The 24,158-nt window shown below is 67.2% G+C and carries 24 protein-coding genes; 8 read left to right on the forward strand and 16 right to left on the reverse strand.

The window, feature by feature from the left end:
• Positions 1 to 21: 21 nt before the first annotated feature.
• Positions 22 to 222 (forward strand): hypothetical protein, encoded by a 201-nt coding sequence (locus tag QE393_RS14735; protein ID WP_273806466.1) that lies wholly within the window; start codon positions 22 to 24, stop codon positions 220 to 222.
• Here the strand turns inward: QE393_RS14735 and QE393_RS14740 are convergent.
• The gene (locus tag QE393_RS14740) at positions 219 to 713 is read right to left on the reverse strand and encodes a DUF523 domain-containing protein (RefSeq protein ID WP_310044284.1); all 495 of its coding nucleotides are present in this window, start codon (positions 711 to 713) and stop codon (positions 219 to 221) included. The genes QE393_RS14735 and QE393_RS14740 overlap by 4 nt on opposite strands.
• A 32-nt stretch (positions 714 to 745) precedes the next feature.
• Positions 746 to 1,378: a 2OG-Fe(II) oxygenase gene (locus QE393_RS14745; RefSeq protein WP_310044287.1), complete on the reverse strand. Its 633-nt coding sequence runs from the start codon at positions 1,376 to 1,378 to the stop codon at positions 746 to 748.
• A gap of 178 nt (positions 1,379 to 1,556) precedes the next feature.
• Between QE393_RS14745 and QE393_RS14750 the strand changes: the two genes are divergently transcribed.
• Positions 1,557 to 2,294: a DUF2059 domain-containing protein gene (locus QE393_RS14750; protein WP_144957080.1), complete on the forward strand. Its 738-nt coding sequence runs from the start codon at positions 1,557 to 1,559 to the stop codon at positions 2,292 to 2,294.
• Positions 2,295 to 2,300: 6 nt separating this feature from the next.
• Here the strand turns inward: QE393_RS14750 and QE393_RS14755 are convergent, their stop codons facing one another.
• Positions 2,301 to 3,239, reverse strand: a complete 939-nt coding sequence (locus QE393_RS14755; RefSeq protein ID WP_310044290.1) for an alpha/beta hydrolase — start codon at positions 3,237 to 3,239, stop codon at positions 2,301 to 2,303.
• Positions 3,240 to 3,421: 182 nt separating this feature from the next.
• Between QE393_RS14755 and QE393_RS14760 the strand changes: the two genes are divergently transcribed.
• Genes QE393_RS14760 through QE393_RS14775 form a run of 4 tightly spaced genes read left to right on the forward strand, consistent with a single transcriptional unit; the run spans position 3,422 to position 8,159 of the window.
• Entirely contained in the window at positions 3,422 to 3,892 is a 471-nt protein-coding gene (locus tag QE393_RS14760; RefSeq protein WP_273806470.1) for a MarR family transcriptional regulator, read from the forward strand.
• Positions 3,893 to 3,895: 3 nt separating this feature from the next.
• Positions 3,896 to 5,350: an efflux transporter outer membrane subunit gene (locus QE393_RS14765; RefSeq protein WP_310044292.1), complete on the forward strand. Its 1,455-nt coding sequence runs from the start codon at positions 3,896 to 3,898 to the stop codon at positions 5,348 to 5,350.
• A gap of 16 nt (positions 5,351 to 5,366) precedes the next feature.
• The gene (locus QE393_RS14770) at positions 5,367 to 6,578 is read left to right on the forward strand and encodes an efflux RND transporter periplasmic adaptor subunit (protein ID WP_133862576.1); all 1,212 of its coding nucleotides are present in this window, start codon (positions 5,367 to 5,369) and stop codon (positions 6,576 to 6,578) included.
• Positions 6,579 to 6,632: 54 nt separating this feature from the next.
• Entirely contained in the window at positions 6,633 to 8,159 is a 1,527-nt protein-coding gene (locus QE393_RS14775; RefSeq protein WP_133862577.1) for a DHA2 family efflux MFS transporter permease subunit, read from the forward strand.
• An 8-nt stretch (positions 8,160 to 8,167) separates the two neighbouring features.
• On the opposite strand, the gene QE393_RS14780 is transcribed toward QE393_RS14775, so the two are convergent.
• Genes QE393_RS14780 through QE393_RS14790 form a run of 3 tightly spaced genes read right to left on the reverse strand, consistent with a single transcriptional unit; the run spans position 8,168 to position 10,202 of the window.
• Positions 8,168 to 8,542: a c-type cytochrome gene (locus QE393_RS14780; RefSeq protein ID WP_310044295.1), complete on the reverse strand. Its 375-nt coding sequence runs from the start codon at positions 8,540 to 8,542 to the stop codon at positions 8,168 to 8,170.
• Positions 8,539 to 9,351 carry a bifunctional DNA-formamidopyrimidine glycosylase/DNA-(apurinic or apyrimidinic site) lyase gene (gene mutM, locus QE393_RS14785; RefSeq protein ID WP_310044298.1) on the reverse strand — a complete coding sequence of 271 codons (813 nt, stop codon included), beginning with the start codon at positions 9,349 to 9,351 and terminating at the stop codon, positions 8,539 to 8,541. Before mutM ends, QE393_RS14780 begins: the two co-directional genes overlap by 4 nt.
• Before the next feature lie 26 nt (positions 9,352 to 9,377).
• Positions 9,378 to 10,202 carry an HDOD domain-containing protein gene (locus QE393_RS14790; protein WP_273806660.1) on the reverse strand — a complete coding sequence of 275 codons (825 nt, stop codon included), beginning with the start codon at positions 10,200 to 10,202 and terminating at the stop codon, positions 9,378 to 9,380.
• Positions 10,203 to 10,422: 220 nt separating this feature from the next.
• Here QE393_RS14790 and QE393_RS14795 point away from each other — a divergent pair, with 220 nt between their 5' ends.
• Positions 10,423 to 10,962: a type 1 glutamine amidotransferase domain-containing protein gene (locus tag QE393_RS14795; protein ID WP_273806474.1), complete on the forward strand. Its 540-nt coding sequence runs from the start codon at positions 10,423 to 10,425 to the stop codon at positions 10,960 to 10,962.
• Between the two features lie 322 nt (positions 10,963 to 11,284).
• Here the strand turns inward: QE393_RS14795 and QE393_RS14800 are convergent, their stop codons facing one another.
• The 8 genes from QE393_RS14800 to QE393_RS14835 all read right to left on the reverse strand — a co-directional run bounded on the left by QE393_RS14800 (position 11,285) and on the right by QE393_RS14835 (position 19,741).
• Positions 11,285 to 11,875, reverse strand: a complete 591-nt coding sequence (locus QE393_RS14800; RefSeq protein ID WP_310044301.1) for an LON peptidase substrate-binding domain-containing protein — start codon at positions 11,873 to 11,875, stop codon at positions 11,285 to 11,287.
• Between the two features lie 89 nt (positions 11,876 to 11,964).
• Positions 11,965 to 12,672 (reverse strand): ABC-type transport auxiliary lipoprotein family protein, encoded by a 708-nt coding sequence (locus QE393_RS14805; RefSeq protein WP_310044303.1) that lies wholly within the window; start codon positions 12,670 to 12,672, stop codon positions 11,965 to 11,967.
• 85 nt (positions 12,673 to 12,757) lie between these two features.
• Positions 12,758 to 15,010: a DNA topoisomerase IV subunit A gene (gene parC / locus QE393_RS14810; protein ID WP_310044304.1), complete on the reverse strand. Its 2,253-nt coding sequence runs from the start codon at positions 15,008 to 15,010 to the stop codon at positions 12,758 to 12,760.
• 117 nt (positions 15,011 to 15,127) lie between these two features.
• The gene (parE, locus tag QE393_RS14815; protein ID WP_273806478.1) at positions 15,128 to 17,026 is read right to left on the reverse strand and encodes a DNA topoisomerase IV subunit B; all 1,899 of its coding nucleotides are present in this window, start codon (positions 17,024 to 17,026) and stop codon (positions 15,128 to 15,130) included.
• A gap of 7 nt (positions 17,027 to 17,033) precedes the next feature.
• Entirely contained in the window at positions 17,034 to 17,642 is a 609-nt protein-coding gene (locus QE393_RS14820; protein WP_310044307.1) for a YqiA/YcfP family alpha/beta fold hydrolase, read from the reverse strand.
• 84 nt (positions 17,643 to 17,726) lie between these two features.
• On the reverse strand, positions 17,727 to 18,533 hold the full coding sequence (cpdA, locus tag QE393_RS14825) for a 3',5'-cyclic-AMP phosphodiesterase (RefSeq protein ID WP_405046255.1): 807 nt from the start codon (positions 18,531 to 18,533) through the stop codon (positions 17,727 to 17,729).
• Positions 18,534 to 18,674: 141 nt separating this feature from the next.
• Positions 18,675 to 19,130 (reverse strand): DUF1249 domain-containing protein, encoded by a 456-nt coding sequence (locus QE393_RS14830; protein ID WP_132832828.1) that lies wholly within the window; start codon positions 19,128 to 19,130, stop codon positions 18,675 to 18,677.
• Positions 19,121 to 19,741: an NUDIX domain-containing protein gene (locus QE393_RS14835; RefSeq protein WP_007162102.1), complete on the reverse strand. Its 621-nt coding sequence runs from the start codon at positions 19,739 to 19,741 to the stop codon at positions 19,121 to 19,123. Before QE393_RS14835 ends, QE393_RS14830 begins: the two co-directional genes overlap by 10 nt.
• A 187-nt stretch (positions 19,742 to 19,928) precedes the next feature.
• On the opposite strand from QE393_RS14835, the gene QE393_RS14840 reads away from it, so the two are divergent.
• On the forward strand, positions 19,929 to 20,678 hold the full coding sequence (locus QE393_RS14840) for an RsiV family protein (RefSeq protein WP_273806481.1): 750 nt from the start codon (positions 19,929 to 19,931) through the stop codon (positions 20,676 to 20,678).
• Positions 20,679 to 20,920: 242 nt separating this feature from the next.
• Here QE393_RS14840 and cytX read toward each other — a convergent pair whose 3' ends face one another.
• Entirely contained in the window at positions 20,921 to 22,183 is a 1,263-nt protein-coding gene (gene cytX, locus QE393_RS14845; RefSeq protein ID WP_273806482.1) for a putative hydroxymethylpyrimidine transporter CytX, read from the reverse strand.
• 97 nt (positions 22,184 to 22,280) lie between these two features.
• Positions 22,281 to 24,158, reverse strand: coding sequence for a phosphomethylpyrimidine synthase ThiC (thiC, locus tag QE393_RS14850; protein WP_310044310.1), 1,878 nt, complete (start codon positions 24,156 to 24,158; stop codon positions 22,281 to 22,283).

Genomic DNA, 24,158 nt, shown 5'->3' on the forward strand with positions numbered 1-24,158 from the left:
GACCCACCCAGCAGAGCGCCCATGATCAGCCCGGATGTTCCTGTCGTTAAGGTCCCGCTGCGCGAATATGCCGTCCTGGCGCGTGCCATGGGCGCCACCGTCTTTGCCCAGAACCTTGAAAAGCGGCCGGGCGAACTGGTCGGCTGGCGCTTTCCCAAGGGCTGCTTCGTACAGAAGGCGCACTTCCAGAGTCTGCTGGGCCGCCAGCCGGAGACCCTCTAGGCGTTGCCTTCCAGCGCCGCGAGCAGGCGCTGCGCCTCATGCAGCTCGGTCTCGTTGAAGACGGCGACGCCCGCGCGCTTCAGCGCCGCCGCCGTGACGCCCTCGCCCGCCACCCGGGTGCCGCTGAAGCTGCCGTCGTAGTTTTCCACATTGCCGCAAGACGGACTGCGCGCCTTGAGCACCGCCAGGCGGATGCCATGGCGCGCGATCAGTTCGAGCGCGGCCTCGGCCCCGGCGACGAAGGCCAGGGTCACGTCCTCGCCGCCATCGGTCACCACCGGCAGCCGACCGTCGAGCACTGCGCCACCCTGGCCGCCGGGAATTTCCGCCGGCGGACGGGGCGTGGGCAGGCCACCGGCCACTTCCGGACAGAGCGGCACGATACGGCCCTGCGCCTGCCAGACCGCCAGCAGGTCGAAGGGGCCGTGGGCGCCGCCGTCATAGCGCACCCGATGCCCCAGCAGGCAGCGACTCACCAGTATCTTTTCCATGTGTCCTCCCGGTCCGCCGCCAGTCTACCTACCTAAGCCTGCAGCGGATTGTCGCCCCGCCGGCGGAACCAGCCGGTCAGCGACAGCCGCTCGCGGGTGGCCGGCAGCACCTCGTGAGGCAGCTGGCCGGAGAGAAAGCACACCAGGCTGCCGCCCAGGGGCAGGACATCCTGTTGGCGCTGCTCGTCCAGATAGAGCCGCAGCTCGCCGCCCTGCTCCGGCAACCAGGCGTCGTTGAGATAGAGCACCAGGGAGACCATGCGCCGGTCATCGTCGCGGAAGCGATCCAGGTGGCGTGCATAGAAGGCGCCGGGCGGATAGAAGGCGAAGTGGCTCTCGTAGTCTTCCAGCCCCAGGAACAGGGAGCGGTTGAAGGCCTCGCGCAGGGTGTCCATGAGTTGCAGATAGCGCTGCACGCCGGGATGGGCATCGTCCGGCTCCAGCCAGGCGATATGGTCGCCTCGTACCCCTTCGCGGATTAGCGGGCTTTCGCCGCGACCGATGCCGGCGCGCTCCAGCTCACCGCGGGCGTGGCGCAACCGGCACTCGGCGGCCAGCTCGGCAGTGAGGTCCAGGGGCAGGAAGATGCTCTGCCGTGACCAGCCGTGCTCGGCGAGATCGTCGACGATACGTTGCAGTAGGGGATGCTCGGGGTGCAGAGCCATCGCGGAAACCGTCAGAACCGGGCCAGGCCGGCGGGATGCCGAGTGTAAGAGAAGTCGGCCACGGCTGCGCGCCTGCCTTGACCAGGCGACGAATGCCCGGGATGAGCGCCTCGACAGCCAGCCTGGGGTTGCCGACAATGGCGGACTTTCCGGCTCCGCGCCGCTGCCCGAGGTGTCCATGCGCGTTTTGTTCGCTTCCCTGCTTTTCGCCATCAGCCTGCCCGCCCTGGCCGACGATACGGTCAGTCTCTATCAGGCCGCAGGTTGGCCCGAGCAGCGCGGACACTTCCGCGACGCCCTGCAGGCTGCCCAGCAGCGCTACCAGAACAGCCTGCCGCCGGCGCTCTACCAGAGCCTGGTGGACAACAGCAACAAGCGCTACACCGCCGCGGCCATCGATCAGCGCGCCCTGGCCGCCTTGCGCCAGAGCCTGCCTGCCGACGGCCCCGCACTGCAGTTTTTCCAGTCACCGGTGGGACGCAAGGTGGTCGCCGCGGAAATCGCCGCCACTCGCAGCGATCAACTGGCCAAGAACGCCAATGGCGTACCCCAGATGCAGGCCAGTCCGGCCCGGCGTGCCCAGGCCAAGCGCCTGGCCACCGCCCTGCCCGTGCGCGAAGCCGGGGCCGAGGTCAGCGTGGCCTTGGCGGGCCTCGCCGCCGACAGCCTGAGTTCGATGCTGCCGGGCCTGATGGGCCAGCAGCAGTCCGGAGGCATGATCGAGCAGCAGCGCCAGCGATTCATCCAGCAGATGAATGCCGGTGACCTGGAGAACACCCTGCTCTATGTCTATCGCACCCTGAACGACAGCGAACTCGGCCAGTTCGCCGACTTCGCCAGTTCGGCCAATGGCAGCGCCTACTACCGCGCCGCCGTGGCTGCCCTGCGCGCCGGCCTGGGTGGCGGCGGCCAGTAGGACGGCTCAGACGAGACGGTCGTCCAGCCAGCGGAAATAGCGCTGGCGCAGGGCCTCGGTCTCGTTGACCAGATGGTGCCGCGCCTCCGGCAGGCGCAGCACCTCGGGCCGCGCGAACTTGGCCTCCAGCACTCCCAGGTTGTGCCGCCAGTCGACGGTGAAATCCTGCTCGCCCTGGATCACCAGCAGGCTCCGGGTACTGGCCGGCGCCCTCTCCAGTTGCGGAATCCAGCGCGCCAGGGCGCCCACCCACTGCGCCGGCAGCTCGCGTGGCTGCAGACTGTCCCGCTGCAGGAAGTCGAGAAAGGCCGGATCCCCGGAATTCACCGAGAAGCGCCGCGGCAGGGCGCGCGCGAAGGGCTTCACCAGGCGATAGGTCCACAGGCCCTGGCGCCAGGCGTGGGGCCTGACCAGGGGCGCCAGCAGGATCGTCTCGCCCAGTTCGGGGGCGGGCTCACCGCGCAGCAGATAGTCCAGCAGGATGGCGCCGCCGGTGCTCTGGCCGAGCAGGTGCCAGGGCCGCGGCAGGTCCAGGCGCCGGGCCTCGGCGATCAGGGCCGCCAGGGCGGTCTGGTATTCGGCGAAGTCGTTGATGCTGGCGCGGGCCCCGCTCGACAGGCCATGTCCGGGCAGGTCGCAGGCCAGCACCGCCAACCGCCGTGACAGGGCCCAGTCCACCACGTGACCATAGAGGCCCATATGGTCGTAGTAGCCATGCAGCATCAGCAGGCTGCCCCGCGGCTCGCGCGGCCACCAGCCCTGCACCGCGAGCCGGTAGCCGCCGGCGGCCAGCGCGCCCAGGGCCACCGTCACCTCCGGCCGCGCGAGGCTGTCCGCCAGGCGGTAATGGCGGCGATAGGCCTGGTGATCAAGATTCGGCGGCAGGTCATGCTGCAAGGGCACCAGGGCCTGGCGCAGGCGGTCTAGATCCAAGTGAGGCGTCATGGCTCGGTTCACGGCGAAGTTGCCCCCATGATCGACGTCCGGGCCGCTACAGGACAAGGGTTCGCCAAGGGACTTTTCCAATTGTTTCAAAATGCGCAACTCTCCCCTGCGCAAAGGTGTCTGAATATTTCACTGCCTAGGCAGTATTCTGGATCCGCTTCATTGCCTGGGCAGATACTGCAATGTCACATTTCGACCGTAGCAACTTTCCCCTGCGCTATTCCGTAGGCCATCTGATCCACCTGGCGAATCAGTACAAGGATCGCCTGCTGGACAGTCACCTGGTGCCCTACGACATCACGGCTGCCCAGTTCAAGGTGCTGCTGCTGCTCGCCCGCGACCTGACCGACACCCCGGCCGAACTCAGCCGCTGCCTGTCGCTGGACAGCGGCGCCATGACCCGCATGCTCGATCGTCTGGAAGCCAAGGGTCTGCTGCGCCGCGTGCGCAGCCTGAGCGACCGTCGCCAGGTGCGCCTGGAACTGACCGAACAGGGCAAGGCCCTGAGCAGTGAACTCATGCAGATCGGCGTCGACGCCCTCAACGACCTTACCCAGTGCCTGGACCGCCAGGAGCTGGACGACCTTGAACGCCTGCTCCGCCGCCTGCTCAGCCCCTCCGGCCTGTTGCCGGAGACCTCTGGAGACCTCTGACCCATGACCTTTCGCCTGCCATTGACCGCCCTCTGCGCCGCCCTGCTGCTGGCCGGCTGCGTGTCGTCCGAGGGGTTGCACACCCAGGGGCGCGCTGTGGACCCGGCGACGCTCAAGGGCGAAGCCACCTTTGCCAGCGATCGCCTCTCCCCCGCCCAGTGGCCGAGCGCCGACTGGTGGACCCGGCTGGGCGATCCGCAACTCGACAGCCTGATCCGCGAGGCCTTGCGTGACAGCCCCTCGCTGCAGGAAGCCGATGCACGCAGCCGCCAGGCCGATGCTGCGGTACTCGCCGCCGATGCCGACCGCTATCCGCAGATCGACGCCAATGGCGGCGTCACCCGTTCGCGCCTCGCACGGCCGGACGATCCCGTCGGCCAGGGCGAACGCTACAGCACGCTGCGCCAGTTCGATGTGAGCGGCAGCTACAGCTTCGACCTCTGGGGTGGCCAGCGCGCCGCCTGGGAAGCCGCTCTCGGCCGTGCTCGCGCCGGCGAGGTGGATCGCCAGGCCGCCCGCCTGACCCTGGCGGCCAACGTCAGCCGCGCCTACAACCAACTCGGCCTGGCCTACGCCAATATGGACGTAGCCCAGCAGGACCTGGAGCGTACGCGCGGCATGCTCGATCTGGCCCAGCGCCGGGTGGACGCCGGTCTCGACAGCGACTACCAGCTGCAGCAGACCCAGAGCCTGGAAGCCAGCTCGGCCTCGGCCCACACCGCCGCCGAGCAGCAGGTGCGTACGGCCCAGATCCGCCTCGCCGTGCTGCTGGGCAAGGGGCCCGACCGTGGCGCCGAGATTCCGCGGCCGAAGCTGATAGCTCCCGCCGCGGTCAACCTGCCCGGCCAGCTGCCCGCCGAATTGGCCGGTCGTCGCCCGGACCTGATCGCCGCCCGCTGGCGGGTGGAGGCCGCGAGCAAGGACATCGCCGCCAGCAAGACCAACTTCTATCCCAACCTCAACCTCACGGTAGCGGCCGGCAGCAAGGCCATCCTTGGCGATGCCCTGTTCGGCGGTCCGGCGCGTTTCTTCAACGTGGGTCCGGCGTTGTCACTACCGATCTTCGACGGCGGTCGCCGTCGCTCCGATCTCGCCAGCCGGGACGCCGACTACGACCTGGCCGTGGCCCAGTACAACCAGACCCTGGTGCAGGCGTTGGGCGACATCGCTGACGCCATCACCCGCCAGCGTTCGCTGGATCAGCAGATCGTCCAGCAGCAACGGGCCCGCGACATCGCCAAGAGCTCCTTCGACATCGCCATGCAGCGCTATGGCGCTGGCATTGGCAACTACCTCGACGCCCTGACCGTCGAGCAGCAACTGCTGCAGGCCGAGCGCCAGCTGGCCAGCCTCCAGGCCGATCGCGTCGACAGCGGCGTGCTGCTGATGCAGGCCCTGGGTGGCGGCTTCCAACCGTCCGAACTGCCGCCGGCGCCCGCCGCAGCGGCCACACACTGATACCGAGAGCCCGACCATGGCCGATTCCGCCGCAACCCCCAACGACAATGCCCAGGAGCAGAAACCGCAGCGCTCCGGCAAACGCAAGGTCCTCCTGCTGCTTCTGCTGCTGGTGGTGATCCTGGCTGGCGTGGGCGTCTACTGCTACCACCTGTTCTATGGCCGCTTCCATGCCAGCACCGACGATGCCTACGTCAACGGCAACCTGGTGCAGATCACGCCCCAGGTCGTCGGCACCGTGACCCGCATCGCCGTGGACGATGGCGACTTCGTGCGTCAGGGCCAGCCGCTGGTGGAATTCGACCCCAGCGACACCGCCGTGTCCCAGCAGAGCGCCGAGGCCAATCTGGCCAAGACCGTGCGCCAGGTGCGCGGCCTGTACAGCAACGTCGACAGCTACAAGGCCCAGGTGGCCGCGCGGCGCGTCGAGGTCGAACGGGCCCGCGCCGACTACGCCCGCCGCCAGCAACTGGCCAAGGGCGGCGCCATCTCTAAGGAAGAACTGGCCCATGCCCGGGACACCCTGGTCGCGGCGCAGAGCTCCCTGACCTCCGCCCAGCAGCAACTGGACACCAACCAGGCGCTGGTGGACGACACCGAGATCGCCTCGCACCCGGACGTCAAGGCCGCCGCCGCCCAGTTGCGCCAGGCCTATCTGAACCATGCCCGCAGCACCCTGGTGGCGCCGGTCAGCGGCTATGTCGCCAAGCGCTCGGTGCAGGTCGGCAGTCGCGTGCAGCCCGGCGCGGCGCTGATGGCCGTAGTGCCCCTGGACCAGATCTGGATCGACGCCAACTTCAAGGAAACCCAGCTCGCCGAGATGCGTATCGGCCAGCCGGTGGAAATCCATTCCGACCTCTATGGCGACGACGTGCGCTATCGCGGCGTGGTGGAAAGCCTGGGCGTGGGTACCGGCAGCGCCTTCTCGCTGCTGCCGGCGCAGAACGCCACGGGCAACTGGATCAAGATCGTCCAGCGCCTGCCCGTGCGGATCCGCCTGGAAGGCGACAACCTGGACAAGCACCCGCTGCGCATCGGCCTGTCGACCGTGGTCGACGTCGACCTGCACGACCAGGACGGCGCCCGCCTGCCCACCACCACGCCGCAGCAGCCGCGCTACAGCACCGACGTCTACGACCATCAGCTGGCCGATGCCGATCAGCTGATCCAGCAGATCGTTCACAACAACGGTCCGGCGGCGCGCGCTGCGGGCGTCGCCAAGCGCTGACAGCCAAGGAGGCTCCTGGCGAGCCTCCCCGTCCACCCCTTCTGGTAATCCGTCATGAGCGATAACGCCTTTCGCCCGGCGAGCCTGGTGCTCGCCACGGTGGGCCTGTCCCTGGCCACCTTCATGCAGGTGCTCGACACCACCATCGCCAACGTCGCCCTGACCACCATTTCCGGCAACCTCGGGGTGAGTTCGGAACAGGGCACCTGGGTCATCACCGCCTTCGCCGTGAGCAATGCCATCGCCCTGCCGCTGACCGGCTGGATGGCGCGCCGCTTTGGCGAGGTCAAGCTGTTCATGGCCGCCGTAGTGCTGTTCGTCATCACCTCCTTTCTCTGCGGCATCGCCACCTCCATGCCCGAGCTGGTGATCTTCCGCGCCATGCAGGGCTTCGTCGCCGGCCCGCTCTATCCCATGGCCCAGACCCTCCTGCTGGCGATCTTCCCGGCGGCCAAGCGCGGCATGGCCCTGGCGCTGCTGGCCATGGTGACGGTGGTGGCGCCCATCATCGGCCCCATCGCCGGCGGCTGGATCACCGACAACTACAGCTGGCCGTGGATCTTCTTCATCAACATCCCCATCGGCATCTTCGCTACCCTGGTGGTCTGGAGCCAGCTGGGCAAGAAGCCGGAAAAGCTGGTGCACCAGCCCATCGACTACGTCGGGCTGATCCTCCTGGTGCTGGGTGTGGGCGTGTTGCAGGTGGTGCTGGACAAGGGCAACGACCTGGACTGGTTCGAATCCAACCTGATCTGCCTGGGCGCGGCCTTTTCCGCCGTGGCCCTCACCGCCCTGGTGATCTGGGAGCTGACCGACAAGCATCCCATCGTCAACCTGCGGCTGTTCCGCTATCGCAACTTCAGCTTTGGCACCCTGGCGCTGGTGCTGGGCTATTCGGGCTTCTTCGGCATCAACCTGCTGCTGCCCCAGTGGCTGCAGACCCAGCTCGGCTATACCCCGGTGTGGGCCGGTCTGGCGGCGGCGCCCATCGGCATCCTGCCGGTGATCCTCTCGCCGCTGGTGGGCAAGTTCGCGCACAAGACCGACCTGCGCCTGCTGGCCGGTGGCTCCTTCCTGGTGATCGGGGCATCCTGCTTCATGCGCGCCACCTTCAACAACGAGGTGGACTATCGCCACATCGCCGAGGTGCAGACCTTCATGGGCCTGGGCGTAGCGCTGTTCTTCATGCCCACCACCAGCATCCTGCTGTCCAGCCTCAAGCCGTCGGAGCTGGCGGATGGCGGCGGCCTGGCGACCTTCCTGCGGGTCCTCGGCGGCAGCTTCGCTTCCTCCCTGACCACCTGGCTGTGGCAGCGCCGCGCCATCCATCACCATGCCCAGCTGACCGAGGACGTCACCGTCTACAGCCCGGCCACCCAGCACTACCTGGACGCCCTCGGCGGGCCGTCGCAGCAGGCCTATGCCCAGCTGGACAAGGTGGTGGAGAGCCAGGCCTACATGCTCTCCACGGTGGACTACTTCACCCTGCTCGGCTGGATCTTCATGGGCCTGTTCCTGATCATCTGGCTGGCCAAGCCGCCCTTCGCGGCCAAGCCGGGGGCCGGTGGGGGCGACCACTAGCCCGGCATTCAGGGAGTGCCGTGCTGGGTCTCCAGGTAGTCGGCGATGTCGCGCAGGTCCTCGGCGTCGCCGATGCCCCAGAATCTCATCTTGGTGCCTGGCACCTTCGTTTCGGGATCGCGCAGAAAGGCCGCCAGGGCCTCGCGGTCCCAGGCAAAGCCGGCCTGGCGCATGGCGTCGGAGTAGTTGTAGCCGGCCAGGCTCCCGGCCTGGCGACCGACGAGGTCGTTGAGCTGGGGGCCGAAGCCGGACTGGGCGCCCGGCCCCACCGAATGGCAGTTGTGGCAGCGGCGCAGGAAGAGGTTGCGGCCATTGTCGGCATCGGCCCAGGCCACCTCCCCGCTCAGCAGCGTCAGCAGGACCACCCCGACCAGGGGCCTCATCGCTGGCACTTGCGGCAATAGACGCTGGCGCGCTGGCCCAGGCGGATCTCCTGCAGGCCCGTGCCGCAGACCTTGCAGAATTCGCCCTTGCGCCCGTAGACGAACAGCTCCTGCTTGAAATAGCCCGGCGCCCCGTCACCGCCGATGAAGTCGCGCAGGGTGGTGCCACCGCTCTCGATGGAGCGCGCCAGGACCTTCTTGATCTCTTCGGCCAGGCGCTCGTAGCGCGCCCGGGAAACGCTGCCGGCGGCACGGCGGGGATCGATGCCGGCGGCGAACAGTGCCTCGGCGGCGTAGATGTTGCCCACCCCCACCACCACGGCGTTGTCCATGATGAAGGGCTTGACCGCCATGCTGCGCCCGCGCGACAGCTCGAACAGCCGACCGCCGTCGAAGGCCTCGGTCAGCGGCTCGGGCCCCAGCTTGCTGAGCAGCACATGGGCATGGGGATCCTGGGTCCAGAGCAGCGCGCCGAAGCGGCGCGGATCGGTGTAGCGCAGCGACAGCCCGGATTCCAGCTCGATGTCGACGTGCTCGTGCTTGGCCGGCGGCTGGTCGGCCGGCACCAGGCGCAGGCTGCCGGACATGCCCAGGTGGCCGATCAGGGTGCCGCTCTCGGCGTGGATCAGCAGGTACTTGGCCCGCCGCTCGACGGCCTCGATGCGCTGCCCGGAGAGGCGCACGTCCAGGTCCTCGGGTACCGGCCAGCGCAGCCGGCCATCGCGGACGATGACCCGGCGCACGCGCTGACCGACGACATGGGGCTCGATGCCCCGGCGGGTGGTTTCGACTTCAGGTAGTTCGGGCATGGAGGTCCAGGAGGCTTGCAGATGCCTTAGTAATTGATCCGGCCGCTGCCCATTTCAAGGATGGTCTCCTTGAGCGACTCGAAGTCGTACTCGGACAGGCCGACGTGATCCAGTACCCGCGGCGCGATGGCCTGCCACTCGTGATCCTCGTCCTGGCCACCGAGGGCGCGATAGCAGCGGCAGATGTGCTCGGCCATCTTCAGCAGCGCCAGCAGGTTCTTGATCTGGATGTCGGCCGACGAGTCCTCGTCGAAGACCGACTGGGCGTTGTGGTGATTGGCGATGGCCTGGCCGACGTGTTCCGGCAGGCGCCAGGAGCGGGAGATGAAATAGCCCACCACGGCATGGTTGGTGCTGAAGATGCGGTTCTCCACGTCCACTACCCGCACCTGCTCGTTGACGCTGGCATAGGCCTCTTCCAGCACCGCCATGTAGTTGGGGAAGCGCTTGAGCATCAGCGGGATGCCGCAGTTGTGGAACAGACCCAGGGCATAGGCCTCGTCCGGGGTCGGATAGCCGGTCTTCTTGGCCAGGCTCAGGCAGGTCTCGGCGACGTCCTGGGCGGTGTCCCAGAAGCGGTTGAGGATGACGATGGTCTCGTCGGTGAGCTCGCCCTTGATCGACTGGGCGTTGATCAGGTTGATGACCGACTGGCTGCCCAGCAGGTTGACCGCCCGCTGGATCGAGGTGATGCGGTTGCTGAGGCCGAAGTACGGCGAGTTCACCAGCTTGAGCAGGGCACCGGAGAGCCCCGGATCCTGGCCGATCAGGCGGGAGATGACCTTGAGATCGGGGTTGGGCATGAGCTGTTCGAGTTGCAGATCCACCATGATCTGCGGCTGCGGGGGAATGCTGATGCCTTGCAGGGCCTGACGGATCTGCTCCTCGGTCAGCTGAGGGGACGCTTGGGACATGGGGACTACTCTGCGATGGATGTCGCAAATCTACTCCGCGCCGCTCGGCGATGCCATCGGGCGCGACGAAGGAACTTAGCAGCGGCAAAACGAGCCGGATTCAGGAGCGCTGGCAAAAGGCTAGCCTGACCGAATTACTATCGAGGTATCCGCAACCATGGCTACATCCCTGAACGGCAAGAAAATCGCCATCCTGGTCACCGACGGCTTCGAACAGGCCGAACTCACCGGCCCCAAGCAGGCCCTGGAACAGGCGGGCGCCCAGACTCACATCATCTCCGCCGAGAAGGGTGAGGTGCGCGGCTGGGACGGCACCGAGCCGGCCGACAGCTTTCCGGTGGACCTCACCTTCGCCGCAGCCAATGCCGGCGACTATGACGCCGTACTGTTGCCCGGCGGCGTGGTCAATGCCGACACCATCCGCATCGACGCGCAGGCCCAGCAGCTGACCAAGCAGATCGCCGACGCCGGCAAGCCGGTCGCCGTCATCTGCCACGGTGCCTGGCTGCTGATCTCCGCCGGCCTGGTGCAGGGCAAGACCCTGACCAGTTGGCCCTCGCTGACCGACGACCTCAAGAACGCTGGCGCCACCTGGCAGGACCAGGAGGTCATCGTCGACGGTCAACTGGTGAGCAGCCGCAAGCCAGACGACATTCCGGCCTTCAATCGCGAGTTCATCAAGCTGCTGGCAGGCTGAATCAGCAAGACTGGCACTTTGATCTCATAAGACTGAACTTATGGCAAAGTGCCAGAGTCTTATCGAGTGCCCCCAAAGCACTTTTAGCCCGCCCTGCCCGGCGGGCTTTCTTTTGCCCGGCGTTTGGGCCTGGAGCCTGTCCGGAATCTTGCGAGCTAGCGCCAGACAAGGCCCAGGCGGCCCCGCAAAAACGCCTGAGAAAGCGGATCGGACCCGCGCTCGGGTTTACGTAGGGTAATGCGGGGCCGCCCAGGCGGGGCTGGCCTTCCAGGGCGTTTTAAAACGCCGTTTGGCCTACGCCCAGCAGATCATGTACAGGCTCTCAGGCCTGGAAATCACCTTGCAGATCCACCAGATGGCGCTCGATGTCGGCCAGGCGCTGGCCCTGATCGCTCATGCCCAGCCAATCTAGCTTGAGGTGCGTCTCGAACGGCAGCAGGTAGGCCAGCTGGCAGCCCAGTGCCTGGCGGTCGACAACCTCGCCGCCCATATCCAGGCTGGCCACCATCGGATGCTGGGCCAGGGCCGCCAGCAGCGCCATCAGGTCGGCGTCGCCATCGCGTAGCGGCTGGGGATCGGTCTCGGGGAGCCACTCCACCTCACCCACCACCAGGTGATCGGGTTGCTCTTCCTGGCTCAGGAGGCGAAAGCGCCGTCCGCCTTCGATGCGGATGCCCAGCAGGCCGTTGCTCTGCTGCTGCCAGTCGCGGATCAGCGCCTCGCAGCCATAGGCGCCCAGACGATTGGGCGCCGCACCGGTCTCGCGGCCCTCGAGGATGGTCACCACGCCAAAGCTGCTGCCCTGCTTGAGGCAGCGACCGAGCATGTCCAGATAGCGGGCTTCGAACAGCTGCAGATCAAGGCGGCAACCGGGAAACAGGGTGGTGTTGAGCGGAAACAGGGGCAGCGTCATGAAACCTCCGGGGCTTGAGGGTCCTGCTGGATAGAGCATCGAGCGCCGCCGAAGGCTCCCGCGCGGCGACGCGCGGGAGCCTGGTCGGGTCAGAAGCGGTAGACCTCGGCGCCGGTGCGGATGGGCACCACGGCCGGCAGCGTTGGCCGAGCCTGGGCCTCTTCGACAAGTTTCTTCGGCTCCTTGCGCGCCATCTCGGTCTCGCGGCGGCCGCGCTGGGCGACCTTGGTGAGATCGGTGGCCAGCCGCGCCGACAGTTGCTGCAGCAATTCGCCCTGGGCCCGCACCTGGGCCGCGCGATCGCCCGCGTGCCGGGTCTGCAGGTGGATCACCTCGGTGTCCAGCAGCCGGCCCTGGCCGTCGCGCAACTGCCAGCTGGCATCGAGGGTGGCAGGCGCCTGGTCACCCGCATCGAGGCGGGTCACCACCAGTTCCACCCGGTACTGCGGATCGAAGCCTGCGGGTTGCTCGCCCACCACCACCCGGCCGCTATTGAGGCGACCGGCGAGCTGGCGCTGCAGCAACTGGCGCACATTGGCGTCCAGCGGTCCGGCCCAGTGATCGCGGGTGGTCTTGAGACTGCCGTCGGGCTGGCGCTCCAGCAGCACGTCGCGCTGCAGGTAGTCGGCCAGTTGCAGGCTTTCGATCCACACCGCCAGGCCGCGCTCACTGCTCGCCGGCGCACGCGCATTGCCGCCATCGAGCTGGTAGTAGTGGCTGGGGTCGAGGCTGGCACAGCCACCCAGGCCAGCCAGCAGGCCGACGAGCGCCAGCCTGGCAAGACACATCCGTTTCATCGAGGCTCTCTCTCGACGGGCATCAAGGCCCAGCGAGTCCTGGTCGAAAAAATCCGGGCTATGCTAGCGGCTGACCGCGGGCGGCTCAAGTTTCCACCTGCAGCGAGTCCACCCGCTGGAAGCCCCGTGGCAGCTTGTTGCCCCGCCGGCCGCGCTCGGCACGGTAGTGCTCCAGGTCGCTGCCCTTGAGGGTATAGGGCCGTTTACCGGCCTGCAGCGTGAGGGAGGCGCCGGCCGGCACCACGGCCAGATCGATCACGTATTCCTCGCGTTTGGCGACCCGATCGCCGGGAATGGATATCAGCTTGTTGCCCTTGCCCTTGGCCAGTTGCGGCAGCTCGGTGATGGCGAACACCAGCAGCCGCCCCTCGTTGGTGACCACCGCGAGGGAGGTGTCTTCCAAAGAGGACACCGGCTTGGGCGGCAGCACCCTGGCGCCATTGGGCAGACTGATCAGCGCCTTGCCGGCCTTGTTCTTGGCCTGCAGGTCCTCGCCCCTGACCACGAAGCCGTAGCCGGCGTCCGACGCCATGACATAGAGACCGGTGTCATCCGGCAGCAGTAGGCACTCGAAGCTGGCCCCCGGCGGTGGCGTCAGGCGTCCGGTCAGGGGCTCGCCCTGGCCACGCGCCGACGGCAGCGAATGGGCGGCGACGGAATAGCTGCGGCCGGTGGAGTCGATGAAGACGGCGAACTGATTGGAGCGGCCCAGGGCCGCTGCCTTGAAGCCGTCGCCGGCCTTGTAGGACAGCCCGGTCGGATCGACGTCATGGCCCTTGGCCTGGCGCACCCAGCCCTTCTCGGAAAGCACCACGGTCACCGGCTCGGTGGGCATGAGCTCGGTTTCGGACAGGGCCTTGGCCTCGGCCCGGGCGACGATGGGCGAGCGGCGGGCGTCGCCATAGGTCTCGGCATCCTTGATCAGTTCGTCGCGGACCAGGTTGCGCAGCTTCTTGTCGCTGCCCAGCAGGGTCTGCAGGCGCTTCTGCTCCTTGAGCAGCTCGGCCTGTTCGCCGCGGATCTTCATTTCTTCCAGGCGCGCCAGCTGGCGCAGGCGGGTCTCGAGGATGTAGTCGGCCTGGTCCTCGGAGAGTTCGAAGCGGGCCATCAGCGCCTGCCTGGGATGCTCTTCGGTGCGGATGATGTGGATCACCTCATCCAGGTTGAGGAAGGCGATCAGCAGGCCATCCAGCAGGTGCAGGCGACGCTCGACCTTGTCCAGGCGGAACTGCAGGCGGCGGCGCACGGTGCCGATGCGATAGATCAGCCATTCCTGGAGGATCTGCCTGAGGTCCTTGACCTGGGGCTTGCCGTCCAGGCCGATGACGTTGAGGTTGACCCGGTAGCTGGATTCGAGATCGGTGGTGGCGAACAGGTGCTGCATCAGCTCGTCGGCATCGATGCGGTTGGAGCGCGGCACGATGACGATGCGGGTCGGGTTCTCATGGTCCGACTCGTCGCGCAGGTCCGCCACCATGGGCAGCTTCTTGGCCTGCATCTGGGCGGCGATCTGCTCCAGCACCTTGGAACCGGAGACCTGGTGCGGCAGCGCGGTGATGACCACGTCGCCATCTTCGCGGCGGTAGACGGCGCGCATGCGCACCGAGCCGCGACCGGTCTCGTAGATTTTGCGCAGGTCGGCGTGGGGGGTGATGATCTCGGCTTCGGTGGGGAAGTCCGGGCCCGGCACGTGTTCGAGCAGTTCGGGGATCCCGGCGATGGGATCGTCCAGCAGGCGCACGCAGGCGGCCGCCACCTCGCGCAGGTTGTGCGGCGGGATGTCGGTGGCCATGCCCACGGCGATGCCGGTGGTGCCGTTGAGCAGCAGGTTGGGCAGCCGTGCCGGCAACACGGCCGGCTCGTTCAGGGTACCGTCGAAGTTGGGCACCCAGTCCACGGTGCCCTGCCCCAGCTCGTTGAGCAGCACCTCGGAATAGCGCGACAGCCGCGCCTCGGTGTAGCGCATGGCGGCAAAGGACTTGGGATCGTCCGGCGCACCCCAGTTGCCCTGGCCATCCACCAGCGGATAGCGATAGGAGAACGGCTGCGCCATGAGCACCATGGCTTCGTAGCAGGCCGAGTCGCCATGGGGATGGTACTTACCGAGCACGTCACCCACGGTACGGGCGGATTTCTTGTGCTTGGCGTCGGCGTCCAGGCCCAGTTCGCTCATGGCGTAGATGATGCGGCGCTGGACCGGCTTGAGGCCGTCGCCGATATGCGGCAGGGCGCGGTCCATGATGACGTACATGGAGTAGTTCAGGTACGCCTGCTCGGTGAAGTCGGCCAGCGAACGGCGTTCGACGCCATCCAGGCTCAGGTCGAGGGGTGCACTCATGGGAATCCTTTGGTGTTACGTCGGTAATCGGATGGCGTGCCTTTATCGCGGCCATGGGTTGCTCCTACCGGAGGAGCGGCCCATGGCCGCGATGGGCACGACCAATGAGTCAGGCGCTCAAAGCAGCACTTCGGCGCGATCGCCCTTGGATTCCAGCCAGCTCTTGCGATCGCCGGATCGCTTCTTGGCCAGCAGCATGTCCATCATCTCGAGGGTGCCGGGCACGTCCTCCAGGGTCAGCTGCACCAGGCGCCGGGTGTTGGGGTCCATGGTGGTCTCGCGCAGCTGCAGCGGATTCATCTCGCCGAGGCCCTTGAAGCGGGTCACCTGGGGCTTGCCGCGCTTCTTTTCCGCCGCCAGGCGATCCAGGACACCGTCGCGCTCGGCTTCGTCGAGGGCGTAGTGCACCTCCTTGCCGAGGTCGATGCGGTACAGCGGCGGCATGGCCACATAGACGTGGCCGGCATCCACCAGCGGCCGGAAGTGCTGCACGAACAGCGCGCACAGCAGGGTGGCGATGTGCAGGCCGTCGGAGTCGGCGTCGGCGAGGATGCAGATCTTGCCGTATCTCAGGCCGCTCAGGTCGGCGCTGCCCGGGTCGATACCGATGGCCACGGCGATGTCGTGCACCTCCTGGCTGCCCAGCACCTCGCTGCCGTCCACTTCCCAGGTATTCAGGATCTTGCCGCGCAGCGGCATGATGGCCTGGAATTCCTTGCTGCGCGCCTGCTTGGCGCTGCCGCCGGCGGAGTCGCCCTCCACCAGGAACAGCTCGGATCTCATCGGATCCTGACCGGCGCAATCGGCCAGCTTGCCGGGCAGCGCCGGCCCCTGGGTGATCTTCTTGCGCTCGACCTTCTTGCCGGCCTTGAGGCGGCGGCCGGCATTGTTGATGGCCAGTTCGGCGATCTGCTGACCCAGCTCCGGATGGGCGTTGAGCCAGAGGCTGAAGGCGTCCTTGACCACCCCAGAGACGAAGGCCGCGGCCTCGCGGGAGGACAGGCGCTCCTTGGTCTGGCCGGAGAATTGCGGCTCCTGCATCTTCATCGAGAGAACGAAGGCGATGCGCTCCCAGACGTCTTCCGGGGCCAGCTTGAGGCCGCGCGGCAAGAGGTTGCGGAATTCGCAGAATTCGCGGATGGCATCCAGCAGGCCCTGGCGCAGGCCGTTCACATGGGTGCCGCCCTGGGCGGTGGGAATCAGGTTGACGTAACTTTCCTGCACCGACTCGCCGCCTTCGGGCAGCCAGAACAGTGCCCAGTCCACCGCTTCCCGGGACGAGGCCAGGCTGCCGTGGAAGGGTGCCTCGGGCAGCCGCAGGGCATCGCCCACGGTGTCGATCAGATAGGACCTCAGGCCGTCTTCGTAATGCCATTCGCTGCGCTCGCCGCTGGCTTCGTCGTGGAAGCTCACCGCCAGGCCCGGGCAGAGCACCGCCTTGGCCTTGAGCACGTGCTTCAGGCGACTGACGGAGAACTTGGGCGCATCGAAGTACTTGGGATCCGGCCAGAAGTGCACGCTGGTGCCGGTATTGCGCTTGCCAACGCTGCCGACCACGGCCAGTTCGCTGGCCTTGAAGCCATCGGCGAAGGCCATGCCGTATTCGTTGCCCTCGCGCTTGACGCGCACCTCGACCCGGGTCGACAGGGCGTTCACCACGGAGATGCCCACGCCGTGCAGGCCGCCGGAGAACTGGTAGTTCTTGTTGGAGAACTTGCCACCGGCATGTAGCTTGGTAAGGATCAGCTCGACGCCGGAGACGCCCTCTTCCGGATGGATGTCCACCGGCATGCCCCGGCCGTCGTCGATCACTTCGAGGGAGTTGTCGGCGTGCAGGATCACCTGCACCTGCCGCGCATGACCGGCCAGGGCCTCGTCCACGCTGTTGTCGATGACTTCCTGGGCCAGGTGGTTGGGCCGCGAGGTGTCGGTGTACATGCCAGGGCGCTTGCGCACCGGATCGAGTCCGGAGAGGACTTCGATGGCGTCGGCGTTATAGGCGTTCTGCGTGGCCATGGGGTCTCTATTCGAAGGTGTTGAAATCCAGCTCGCGCCAGAGCGCCGGGTCGAAGCCGGCCAGCTCCAGCAGCAGCGGCAGCTGGCGATGGAAGCCCTGGAAGCCGTGGTCGCCACCCTGCTCGATACGCAGGGTGCAGCCGCCGTAGTAGCGTTCGGCGTCGCGGTAGTCGAGGGTCTCGTCGCCGGTCTGCAGCCAGACGTGGAAACGCTCGGGATCCGCCGGCGCCGCGACTTCCAGCGCGCGCATGGCCTCGACGTGGGCCTCGGTGAGGGTCCAGCTCTCGCCGGTATGGTGATTGCGCTGGGGCCCCAGGTAGTGCTCCATGAAGCGCCAGGGCCGGACCGCCGGATTGATCAGCACGGCCTTGAGCCCGTGGCGCTCGGCCAGGACGGTGGCATAGTAGCCGCCCAGGGAGCTGCCGACCAGCAAGGGGGCGTCCAGCTCGGCCAGTTCGCGCTCCAGGAGGGCGAAGGCGGCGTCGGCATCATTGGGCAGCGCCGGCGCGCGCAGGCGGTCCGCCAGGCCGAGTCGGCTCATGCAGGCGGTGAGCTGCCGCGCCTTCAGGGACGCGGGTGAGCTGTTGAAGCCATGGATATAGAGGATCGACGGCATCGGGCCGCTCCTACTGGATAAAAAAACAGGTAAAGGGTAACCCGTTTCGACCCTCGCGACCAAGGCAGCCGACCGGCGTCAGCCCTAGTAGCCCGCGGCGCTGTGATCCACGGTGAAGGTGTGCTGTTGCAGGCGCGAGACACCGGTTTCCAGAGTGCCGTCGGGCAACAGGCGCAACCAGCGGTAGCCCGGGGCCTGGTCGCCCGCCTTGAAGTCCTCGCTGCCCGGCTCGAATTGCAGACCGGTGGACGGCGACGCCAGCAGGCGCACGCCGTTGCGCAGCTGATCGAACTCCTGGTGGATGTGCCCCCAGAGCACCACCCTGACCTGGGGATGGCGGTCCAGCACGGCAAACAGCTCGTCCGCCCGGTGCAGGCCCAGGGGCTCCATCCAGCCGCAACCCACGGGTACCGGGTGATGGTGCAGGCAGATCAGGGCCGGACGCTCGGGCGCGGCGCTCAGGGCCTCGTCCAGGGCCAGCAGCTGCGCCTGCTCCAGTTCGCCGAACACGCAGCCGCGCACGGTGCTGTCGAGCAGGACGAGGCGCCAGGCGCCCAGGTCGGTGACGGTTTCCAGGAAGTCGCGATTGCCACAGGCCTTGGCCATGGGCGCGTTCTCGTCATGGTTGCCGGCCAGCCAGCGCATGGGCGCAGCCAGGGGTTCGGTCAGCTCGCAAAAGCGTTGATAGGAGGCCACGGAGCCGTCCTGGGAGAGATCACCGCTGGCCAGCAGCAGATCGATGCGTGGCTGCTCCCGTACCACCTGCGCCACCACCTGCTGCAGGCTGGCTGCCGTATCGATACCCAGCAACCGGCCATTGGCGCGTGCAAACAGATGACTATCGGTCAGTTGGACGACGAGGGGAGCGTTGACACTATCCGGCAAACTCACCAAAGCCTCCTAGGGGCATAAGGGGACAACGAGCGCAGGCAGGGTGCAGAAAAGTTCCCGGAAACTTGCGTGCATGCTTCACATTTTCGCAGCTTGCACAGCGTGAGGGAAGCTACGGCTGTCAGCGTTGCGCCCCAGTGCTCATCGCTGCAGGATAGGTTCAGCTTCGTGGCCACAGGCCAGGCAGTGACTCAGCCACTCGCCGAGAAACAGATTGAGCTGACTCTTCTCGTCAGGCTGATACATGGCCTGATTGGGATAGGGATAGCGCCCGAGCAGGTGCCGGGAGGCCCCGGCCGACACCACTTCCGCCATCCGCGCATCGTGATAGACGCGCACTTCCAGTTCGGGCACCGGCAACCAGGGCAACCCCAGTTCCTGGCGGACCCGCAGGACCGTCGTATAGGGACAGGCCTCGGTGACTTCCAGGGCGAGCACGCCCAGCGGGCGCTCGCCTTGCGACAACATGACGCGGCGCGATACCACGGCTTCGCGCATCTTGGGCAGAAGCCGCATCAGCCGCACGTAGTTGGCCTCGCACGTGGCCTGCAGGCCCGGCAGGTCAACTCGATAGCGATCTCGCAGTTTCAGCCCCATAACCCCCGTACCTCGGCGCGATTGAGCGCCAACCATTGCAGGGCGATGATTGCCGCTGCGTTATTGATTCGACCGTCGCGAACCCCTGCCAGTGCCTCGTCCAGCGACCAGACATGGACGCGAATGTCCTCGCCCTCCTCCTCCAGGCCATGGACGCCGCCGGCATCCGCGGTGCTGCAGCGACCCAGGTAGAGATAGACCTGTTCGTCGCTGCCGCCAGGCGAGGGGAAGTAGGTGGAGATGGGCCAGAGCGATTGCAAGGTCAGCCCGGCTTCTTCCTCGGCTTCCCGATGAGCGACCGCCTCGACGGCCTCGCCCTGCTTGTCCACCAAGCCCGCCACCGGCTCAAGCAGCCAGGGATGAGCGGTCTTTTCCATGACGCCGACGCGAAACTGCTCGATCAGTACCACCTCGTCGCGCACGGCGTCGTAGGGCAGCACGCAGACGGCATCGGGACGCACGAAGACCTCGCGCTCCAGTTCCGGCCCCAGCGCGCCGGAGAACTGGCGATGGCGCAACCGGAAGCGGGCCATGCGATAGAAACCCTGGAAGCAGATCTCGCGGCTCAGGATTTCAACGGCGGGCGCCTGGGATTCGTTGGCTTCGGTCATGGGCGCTCCAGCGCTGATTGAAGAGTGATCAGATCATCCTAGCGTGCCGCCTGCACTCGTGCAGCCCCTGGCGCGCCAAGTCGCGAAAAGGACAACAAGCCGGGAAACCTCCGCCCGGCCCTGGCAAACTTATGGGGCCAGACGGGTTCGAAAGCCGTCATTCTCTGTTTCCATGACAAGGAATCCCATGCGTATCCGCCCGCTCCTCCTGCTCGCCGGCCTGCTGCTCGGTGGTTGCCAAAGCGTCTTCGGCCCCAACCTCGACAAACCTCTCACGCCTCGCCACCAGGCCTGGGAGCACCGCCCGACCGGTTGCCAGGGCGAAGACTGCCCGCTGATCAACATCGACTACGTCGAATTCGGCGACCCGGCCCTGGACGCCCTGGTGCAGCGGCACCTGCTGGGCCTGGCCCGCGCCGAGCCGGGTGCGCCCATCCCGGCCTCGCTGGGGAGCTACGAGCGGGATTTCCTCGCCAAGGCGCAGCCACGCTGGAGCAGCTATCTGCAGGCCAAGGTGCGTGAACAGCATGACGGCCTGGTGATCATCGAATTCTCCAGCTACCTGGCCAATGGCGGCGCCCATGGCCTGGCCGGCCGCGACTTCGTCACCTGGGATCGCCATCTCAACCGGCAGATCACCCTGGGCGACATGCTGGTGCCGGGGCAGGAAGCCGAGTTCTGGCGGCTGGCGCAGCTGTCGCGCGAGGCCTGGATGGTCAGCAATGGCGTCGGCGATGCCGAGTTCCGCCAGCAGTGGCCCTTCCTCAAGACCAACAACGTGGCCCTGGACTTCGGCGCCCTGACGCTCAAGTACGACATCGGCAGCATCGCCCCCTACGCCATGGGCCACCCGGAGCTGAAGATCCCCTATCCCAAGCTCAATGGCATCCTCAAGGGCGAGTATTTCCCGGGGCGTGGCAAAAGCCGCCAGCCGTAGTCCGCGTTGTTGGGCTTCGACGATGGAGCCGCCTCAACCCAACCTGCGGTGTCACGTCGGCCGCCGTAGGTTGGGTTGGGCGCAGCGAAGCCCGACAGGTCCGACTCAGTCGTAGGGTGGATGACGGCGCAGCCTCATCCACGCGTGCCGACTTGCCCCCACCCCAACCCTCCCCCGCAAGCGGGAGAGGGGGCAGTTAGGCGTAGGTTGGGTTGAGCGCAGCGAAGCCCAACGGCCGGACGCTAAACTCGCTTCAACCCCAGCAGCGCCTGCGCGGTACCCGCCACCACGACGGCTGGCAGGGTCGCGCCCCAGGCGGGGAGCAGCGTCGGCAGCAGGTGGTAGACGGCCACGCCCAGGGCCCAGGCGATCAGGGACTCCAGGCGCAGCGCCCGGACCCGCTGCGGAGCCTTGCGGCGGCGCAGCAGGAAGTGGTCCACCAGCACCACGCCGAACAGCGGGGCGAACACCGAGCCGATCAGCAGCAGGAAGTGTTCGTACTGGGCCAGGGGCACCAGGAGCGCCAGCAGGGTGCAGAGGATGCCGATGGCCAGGGTCAGCTGCCAGATCTTCACCTGGGCCAGGAAACCCGTCGCTACGGCCGCCGAGTGATAGGCGGCGAAGGCGTTTTCCGACTCGTCCAGCAGGATCAGCAGCAGCGGCAGGCCCAGGCCGGCCACGGCCAGGGCGCGTAGCAGGGCGTCGGCTTCACCGCCGCTGGCGAAGGCCAGGGTATAGGCGAAGCCCAGGCCCATCAGCCAGAGGTTGCCACAGAAGTAGCCGAGCAGGACGCCGCGACCGGCGCTGCGGCCGGTGCGGGCGAAGCGGGTGTAGTCGGCGATCACCGGCAGCCAGGACAGTGGCATGGCCACCACCAGGTCGAAGCCCAGCGCCTGGGTCAGGGAACCGTCGCCCGGGCGCTGCCAGAGCGCGGCCAGGTCGGCGCGCAGGAAGAGGTCCAGGGTCAGCCAGGTGCAGGCGCCCAACAGCAGCCAGATGCCCCAGCGACTGAGAAAACGGCGCACGAAGGTCAGCGGACCGGCCACCGCCAGGGCCGTGGCCAGGGCGCCGAACACCAGGGTCCAGAGCACGGGCGAGGACCAGGCCTGCAGGCCCCAGCTGCCCAGCAGCACGCTGGCCGCCTCGCGCATCACCACCAGTTCGAAGGCGCCCCAGCCGATCAGCTGGGTGATGTTGAGTACCGCCGGCAACAGCGCGCCGCGCTGGCCGAGGCTCTGGCCCAGGGCGCTCATCCCGGCCAGGCCGGTGTCGCTGCCCACCAGGCCGGCCGCCGCCAGCAGCAGCACCCCGACCCCGGTGCCGAGCACCAGCACCAGCAGGCCATCGGCCAGGCCCAGCCCGGGCGCCAGCAGCGCGCCGGCCTGCGCCACCATGAGGCCGATGCCCAGGGAGAACCAGAGGGTGAAGAGATCGCGCCCGCCAAGGATGCGGCGGTCCGCCGGAACGGGGACGGTGGGGATATAGAGGCCGGGGGCCTGGGCCATGATGGGTCTCTTGAGCAAGGGGTTGAGGGCGCCCGACGTCGTTGGGTGACGCCGGGCATTGTTGGGCTTCGCTGCGCTCAGCGCCAACCTACGGTCGTCAGACCTGCTTGTAGATCACGCCGCCTTCGTCCTTGAAACGCGCCGCCTGTTCCTGGAAGCCGGCCTCGATGGCCTTCTGCTCGTCGGTCAGGCCGTTTTCCTTGGCGTAGTCGCGGACCTCCTGGGTGATCTTCATCGAGCAGAACTTGGGGCCGCACATGGAGCAGAAGTGCGCCACCTTGGCCGAGTCCTTGGGCAGGGTCTCGTCGTGGAAGGCGCGCGCCGTGTCCGGGTCCAGGCCCAGGTTGAACTGGTCTTCCCAGCGGAATTCGAAGCGCGCCTTGGACAGGGCGTTGTCGCGGATCTGGGCGCCGGGGTGCCCCTTGGCCAGGTCCGCGGCATGGGCGGCGATCTTGTAGGTGATGATGCCGGTCTTGACGTCGTCCTTGTTGGGCAGGCCGAGGTGCTCCTTGGGCGTCACGTAGCAGAGCATGGCGCAGCCGAACCAGCCGATCATGGCGGCGCCGATGCCGCTGGTGATGTGGTCGTAGCCGGGGGCGATGTCGGTGGTCAGCGGGCCGAGGGTGTAGAACGGCGCCTCGTCGCAGCACTCCAGCTGCTTGTCCATGTTTTCCTTGATCAGCTGCATGGGCACGTGGCCCGGACCTTCGATCATGGTCTGGACGTCATGCTTCCAGGCGATCTTGGTCAGCTCGCCGAGGGTTTCCAGCTCGCCGAACTGGGCGGCGTCGTTGGCGTCGGCGATGGAGCCCGGACGCAGGCCGTCACCCAGGGAGAAGCTCACGTCGTAGGCCTGCATGATTTCGCAGATGTCTTCGAAGTGGGTGTAGAGGAAGTTTTCCTTGTGATGCGCCAGGCACCACTTGGCCATGATGGAGCCGCCGCGGGAGACGATGCCGGTGACGCGCTTGGCGGTCAGGGGCACGTAGTGCAGGCGTACCCCGGCATGGATGGTGAAGTAGTCCACGCCCTGCTCCGCCTGCTCGATGAGGGTGTCGCGGAACAGCTCCCAGGTCAGCTCCTCGGCGACGCCATCGACCTTTTCCAGGGCCTGGTAGATGGGCACGGTGCCGATGGGGACCGGCGAGTTGCGGATGATCCACTCGCGGGTCTCGTGGATGTGCTTGCCGGTGGACAGGTCCATCACGGTGTCGGCGCCCCAGCGAATGCCCCAGGTCAGCTTCTCGACCTCTTCCTCGATGGAGGAGCCCAGGGCGCTGTTGCCGATGTTGCCATTGATCTTCACCAGGAAGTTGCGGCCGATGATCATCGGCTCCAGCTCCAGGTGGTTGATGTTGGCCGGGATGATGGCGCGGCCGCGAGCCACTTCGTCGCGGACGAACTCCGGCGTGATCTCCCGAGGAATGCTGGCGCCGAAACTCTGGCCACGGTGCTGATTGCCGAGCAGGCCGGCGGCGCGGGCTTCCTGCAGCTTCATGTTCTCGCGGAGGGCGATGTATTCCATCTCCGGCGTGACGATGCCCTGGCGGGCATAGTGCATCTGGGAGACGTTGCGCCCGGCCTTGGCCCGCCGCGGCTGGCGCGCCAGGTCGAATCTCAGGGCGGCCAGGCTCGGATCGGCGAGGCGCGCCTGGCCGAAGTCGGAGGAGAGACCGGTCAGCAGTTCGGTGTCGCCACGCTCTTCGATCCAGCGCGAACGCACGTCCGGCAGGCCCTTGCGCAGGTCGATGCGCACCGCCGGATCGGTGTAGGGGCCGGAGGTGTCGTAGACGCACACCGGGGCGTTCCTTTCACCGCCGAACGCGGTGGGGGTATCGGCGAGGGAGATTTCCCGCACCGGCACGCGAATGTCGGGACGCGAGCCGGTCAGATAGACCTTGCGCGAATTGGGCAGCGGCTGGGTGGACTGGCGGTCGACGCGGGTGAAGTCGGTGACGTTGTTCTGCTTGTTCAT

This window comes from Pseudomonas sp. SORGH_AS_0211 (genome assembly GCF_031453455.1).
In the GTDB taxonomy this organism is placed as follows: Bacteria; Pseudomonadota; Gammaproteobacteria; order Pseudomonadales; family Pseudomonadaceae; genus Chryseomonas; species Chryseomonas aestiva.

Bases quoted from the DNA above. Each gene is read 5' to 3' on its own strand.
- QE393_RS14735 (WP_273806466.1), top strand. From the start codon at position 22: ATGATCAGCCCGGATGTTCCTGTCGTTAAGGTCCCGCTGCGCGAATAT.
- parC (WP_310044304.1), bottom strand. From the start codon at position 15,010: ATGAGTGCACCCCTCGACCTGAGCCTGGATGGCGTCGAACGCCGTTCG.
- thiC (WP_310044310.1), bottom strand. From the start codon at position 24,158: ATGAACAAGCAGAACAACGTCACCGACTTCACCCGCGTCGACCGCCAG.
- QE393_RS14765 (WP_310044292.1), top strand. From the start codon at position 3,896: ATGACCTTTCGCCTGCCATTGACCGCCCTCTGCGCCGCCCTGCTGCTG.
- QE393_RS14795 (WP_273806474.1), top strand. From the start codon at position 10,423: ATGGCTACATCCCTGAACGGCAAGAAAATCGCCATCCTGGTCACCGAC.
- QE393_RS14740 (WP_310044284.1), bottom strand. From the start codon at position 713: ATGGAAAAGATACTGGTGAGTCGCTGCCTGCTGGGGCATCGGGTGCGC.
- QE393_RS14750 (WP_144957080.1), top strand. From the start codon at position 1,557: ATGCGCGTTTTGTTCGCTTCCCTGCTTTTCGCCATCAGCCTGCCCGCC.
- QE393_RS14840 (WP_273806481.1), top strand. From the start codon at position 19,929: ATGCGTATCCGCCCGCTCCTCCTGCTCGCCGGCCTGCTGCTCGGTGGT.
- QE393_RS14835 (WP_007162102.1), bottom strand. From the start codon at position 19,741: ATGACCGAAGCCAACGAATCCCAGGCGCCCGCCGTTGAAATCCTGAGC.
- QE393_RS14770 (WP_133862576.1), top strand. From the start codon at position 5,367: ATGGCCGATTCCGCCGCAACCCCCAACGACAATGCCCAGGAGCAGAAA.
- QE393_RS14820 (WP_310044307.1), bottom strand. From the start codon at position 17,642: ATGCCGTCGATCCTCTATATCCATGGCTTCAACAGCTCACCCGCGTCC.
- QE393_RS14830 (WP_132832828.1), bottom strand. From the start codon at position 19,130: ATGGGGCTGAAACTGCGAGATCGCTATCGAGTTGACCTGCCGGGCCTG.
- QE393_RS14805 (WP_310044303.1), bottom strand. From the start codon at position 12,672: ATGAAACGGATGTGTCTTGCCAGGCTGGCGCTCGTCGGCCTGCTGGCT.
- parE (WP_273806478.1), bottom strand. From the start codon at position 17,026: ATGGCCACGCAGAACGCCTATAACGCCGACGCCATCGAAGTCCTCTCC.
- QE393_RS14775 (WP_133862577.1), top strand. From the start codon at position 6,633: ATGAGCGATAACGCCTTTCGCCCGGCGAGCCTGGTGCTCGCCACGGTG.
- QE393_RS14760 (WP_273806470.1), top strand. From the start codon at position 3,422: ATGTCACATTTCGACCGTAGCAACTTTCCCCTGCGCTATTCCGTAGGC.
- cytX (WP_273806482.1), bottom strand. From the start codon at position 22,183: ATGGCCCAGGCCCCCGGCCTCTATATCCCCACCGTCCCCGTTCCGGCG.
- QE393_RS14780 (WP_310044295.1), bottom strand. From the start codon at position 8,542: ATGAGGCCCCTGGTCGGGGTGGTCCTGCTGACGCTGCTGAGCGGGGAG.
- QE393_RS14755 (WP_310044290.1), bottom strand. From the start codon at position 3,239: ATGACGCCTCACTTGGATCTAGACCGCCTGCGCCAGGCCCTGGTGCCC.
- QE393_RS14800 (WP_310044301.1), bottom strand. From the start codon at position 11,875: ATGACGCTGCCCCTGTTTCCGCTCAACACCACCCTGTTTCCCGGTTGC.
- mutM (WP_310044298.1), bottom strand. From the start codon at position 9,351: ATGCCCGAACTACCTGAAGTCGAAACCACCCGCCGGGGCATCGAGCCC.
- QE393_RS14745 (WP_310044287.1), bottom strand. From the start codon at position 1,378: ATGGCTCTGCACCCCGAGCATCCCCTACTGCAACGTATCGTCGACGAT.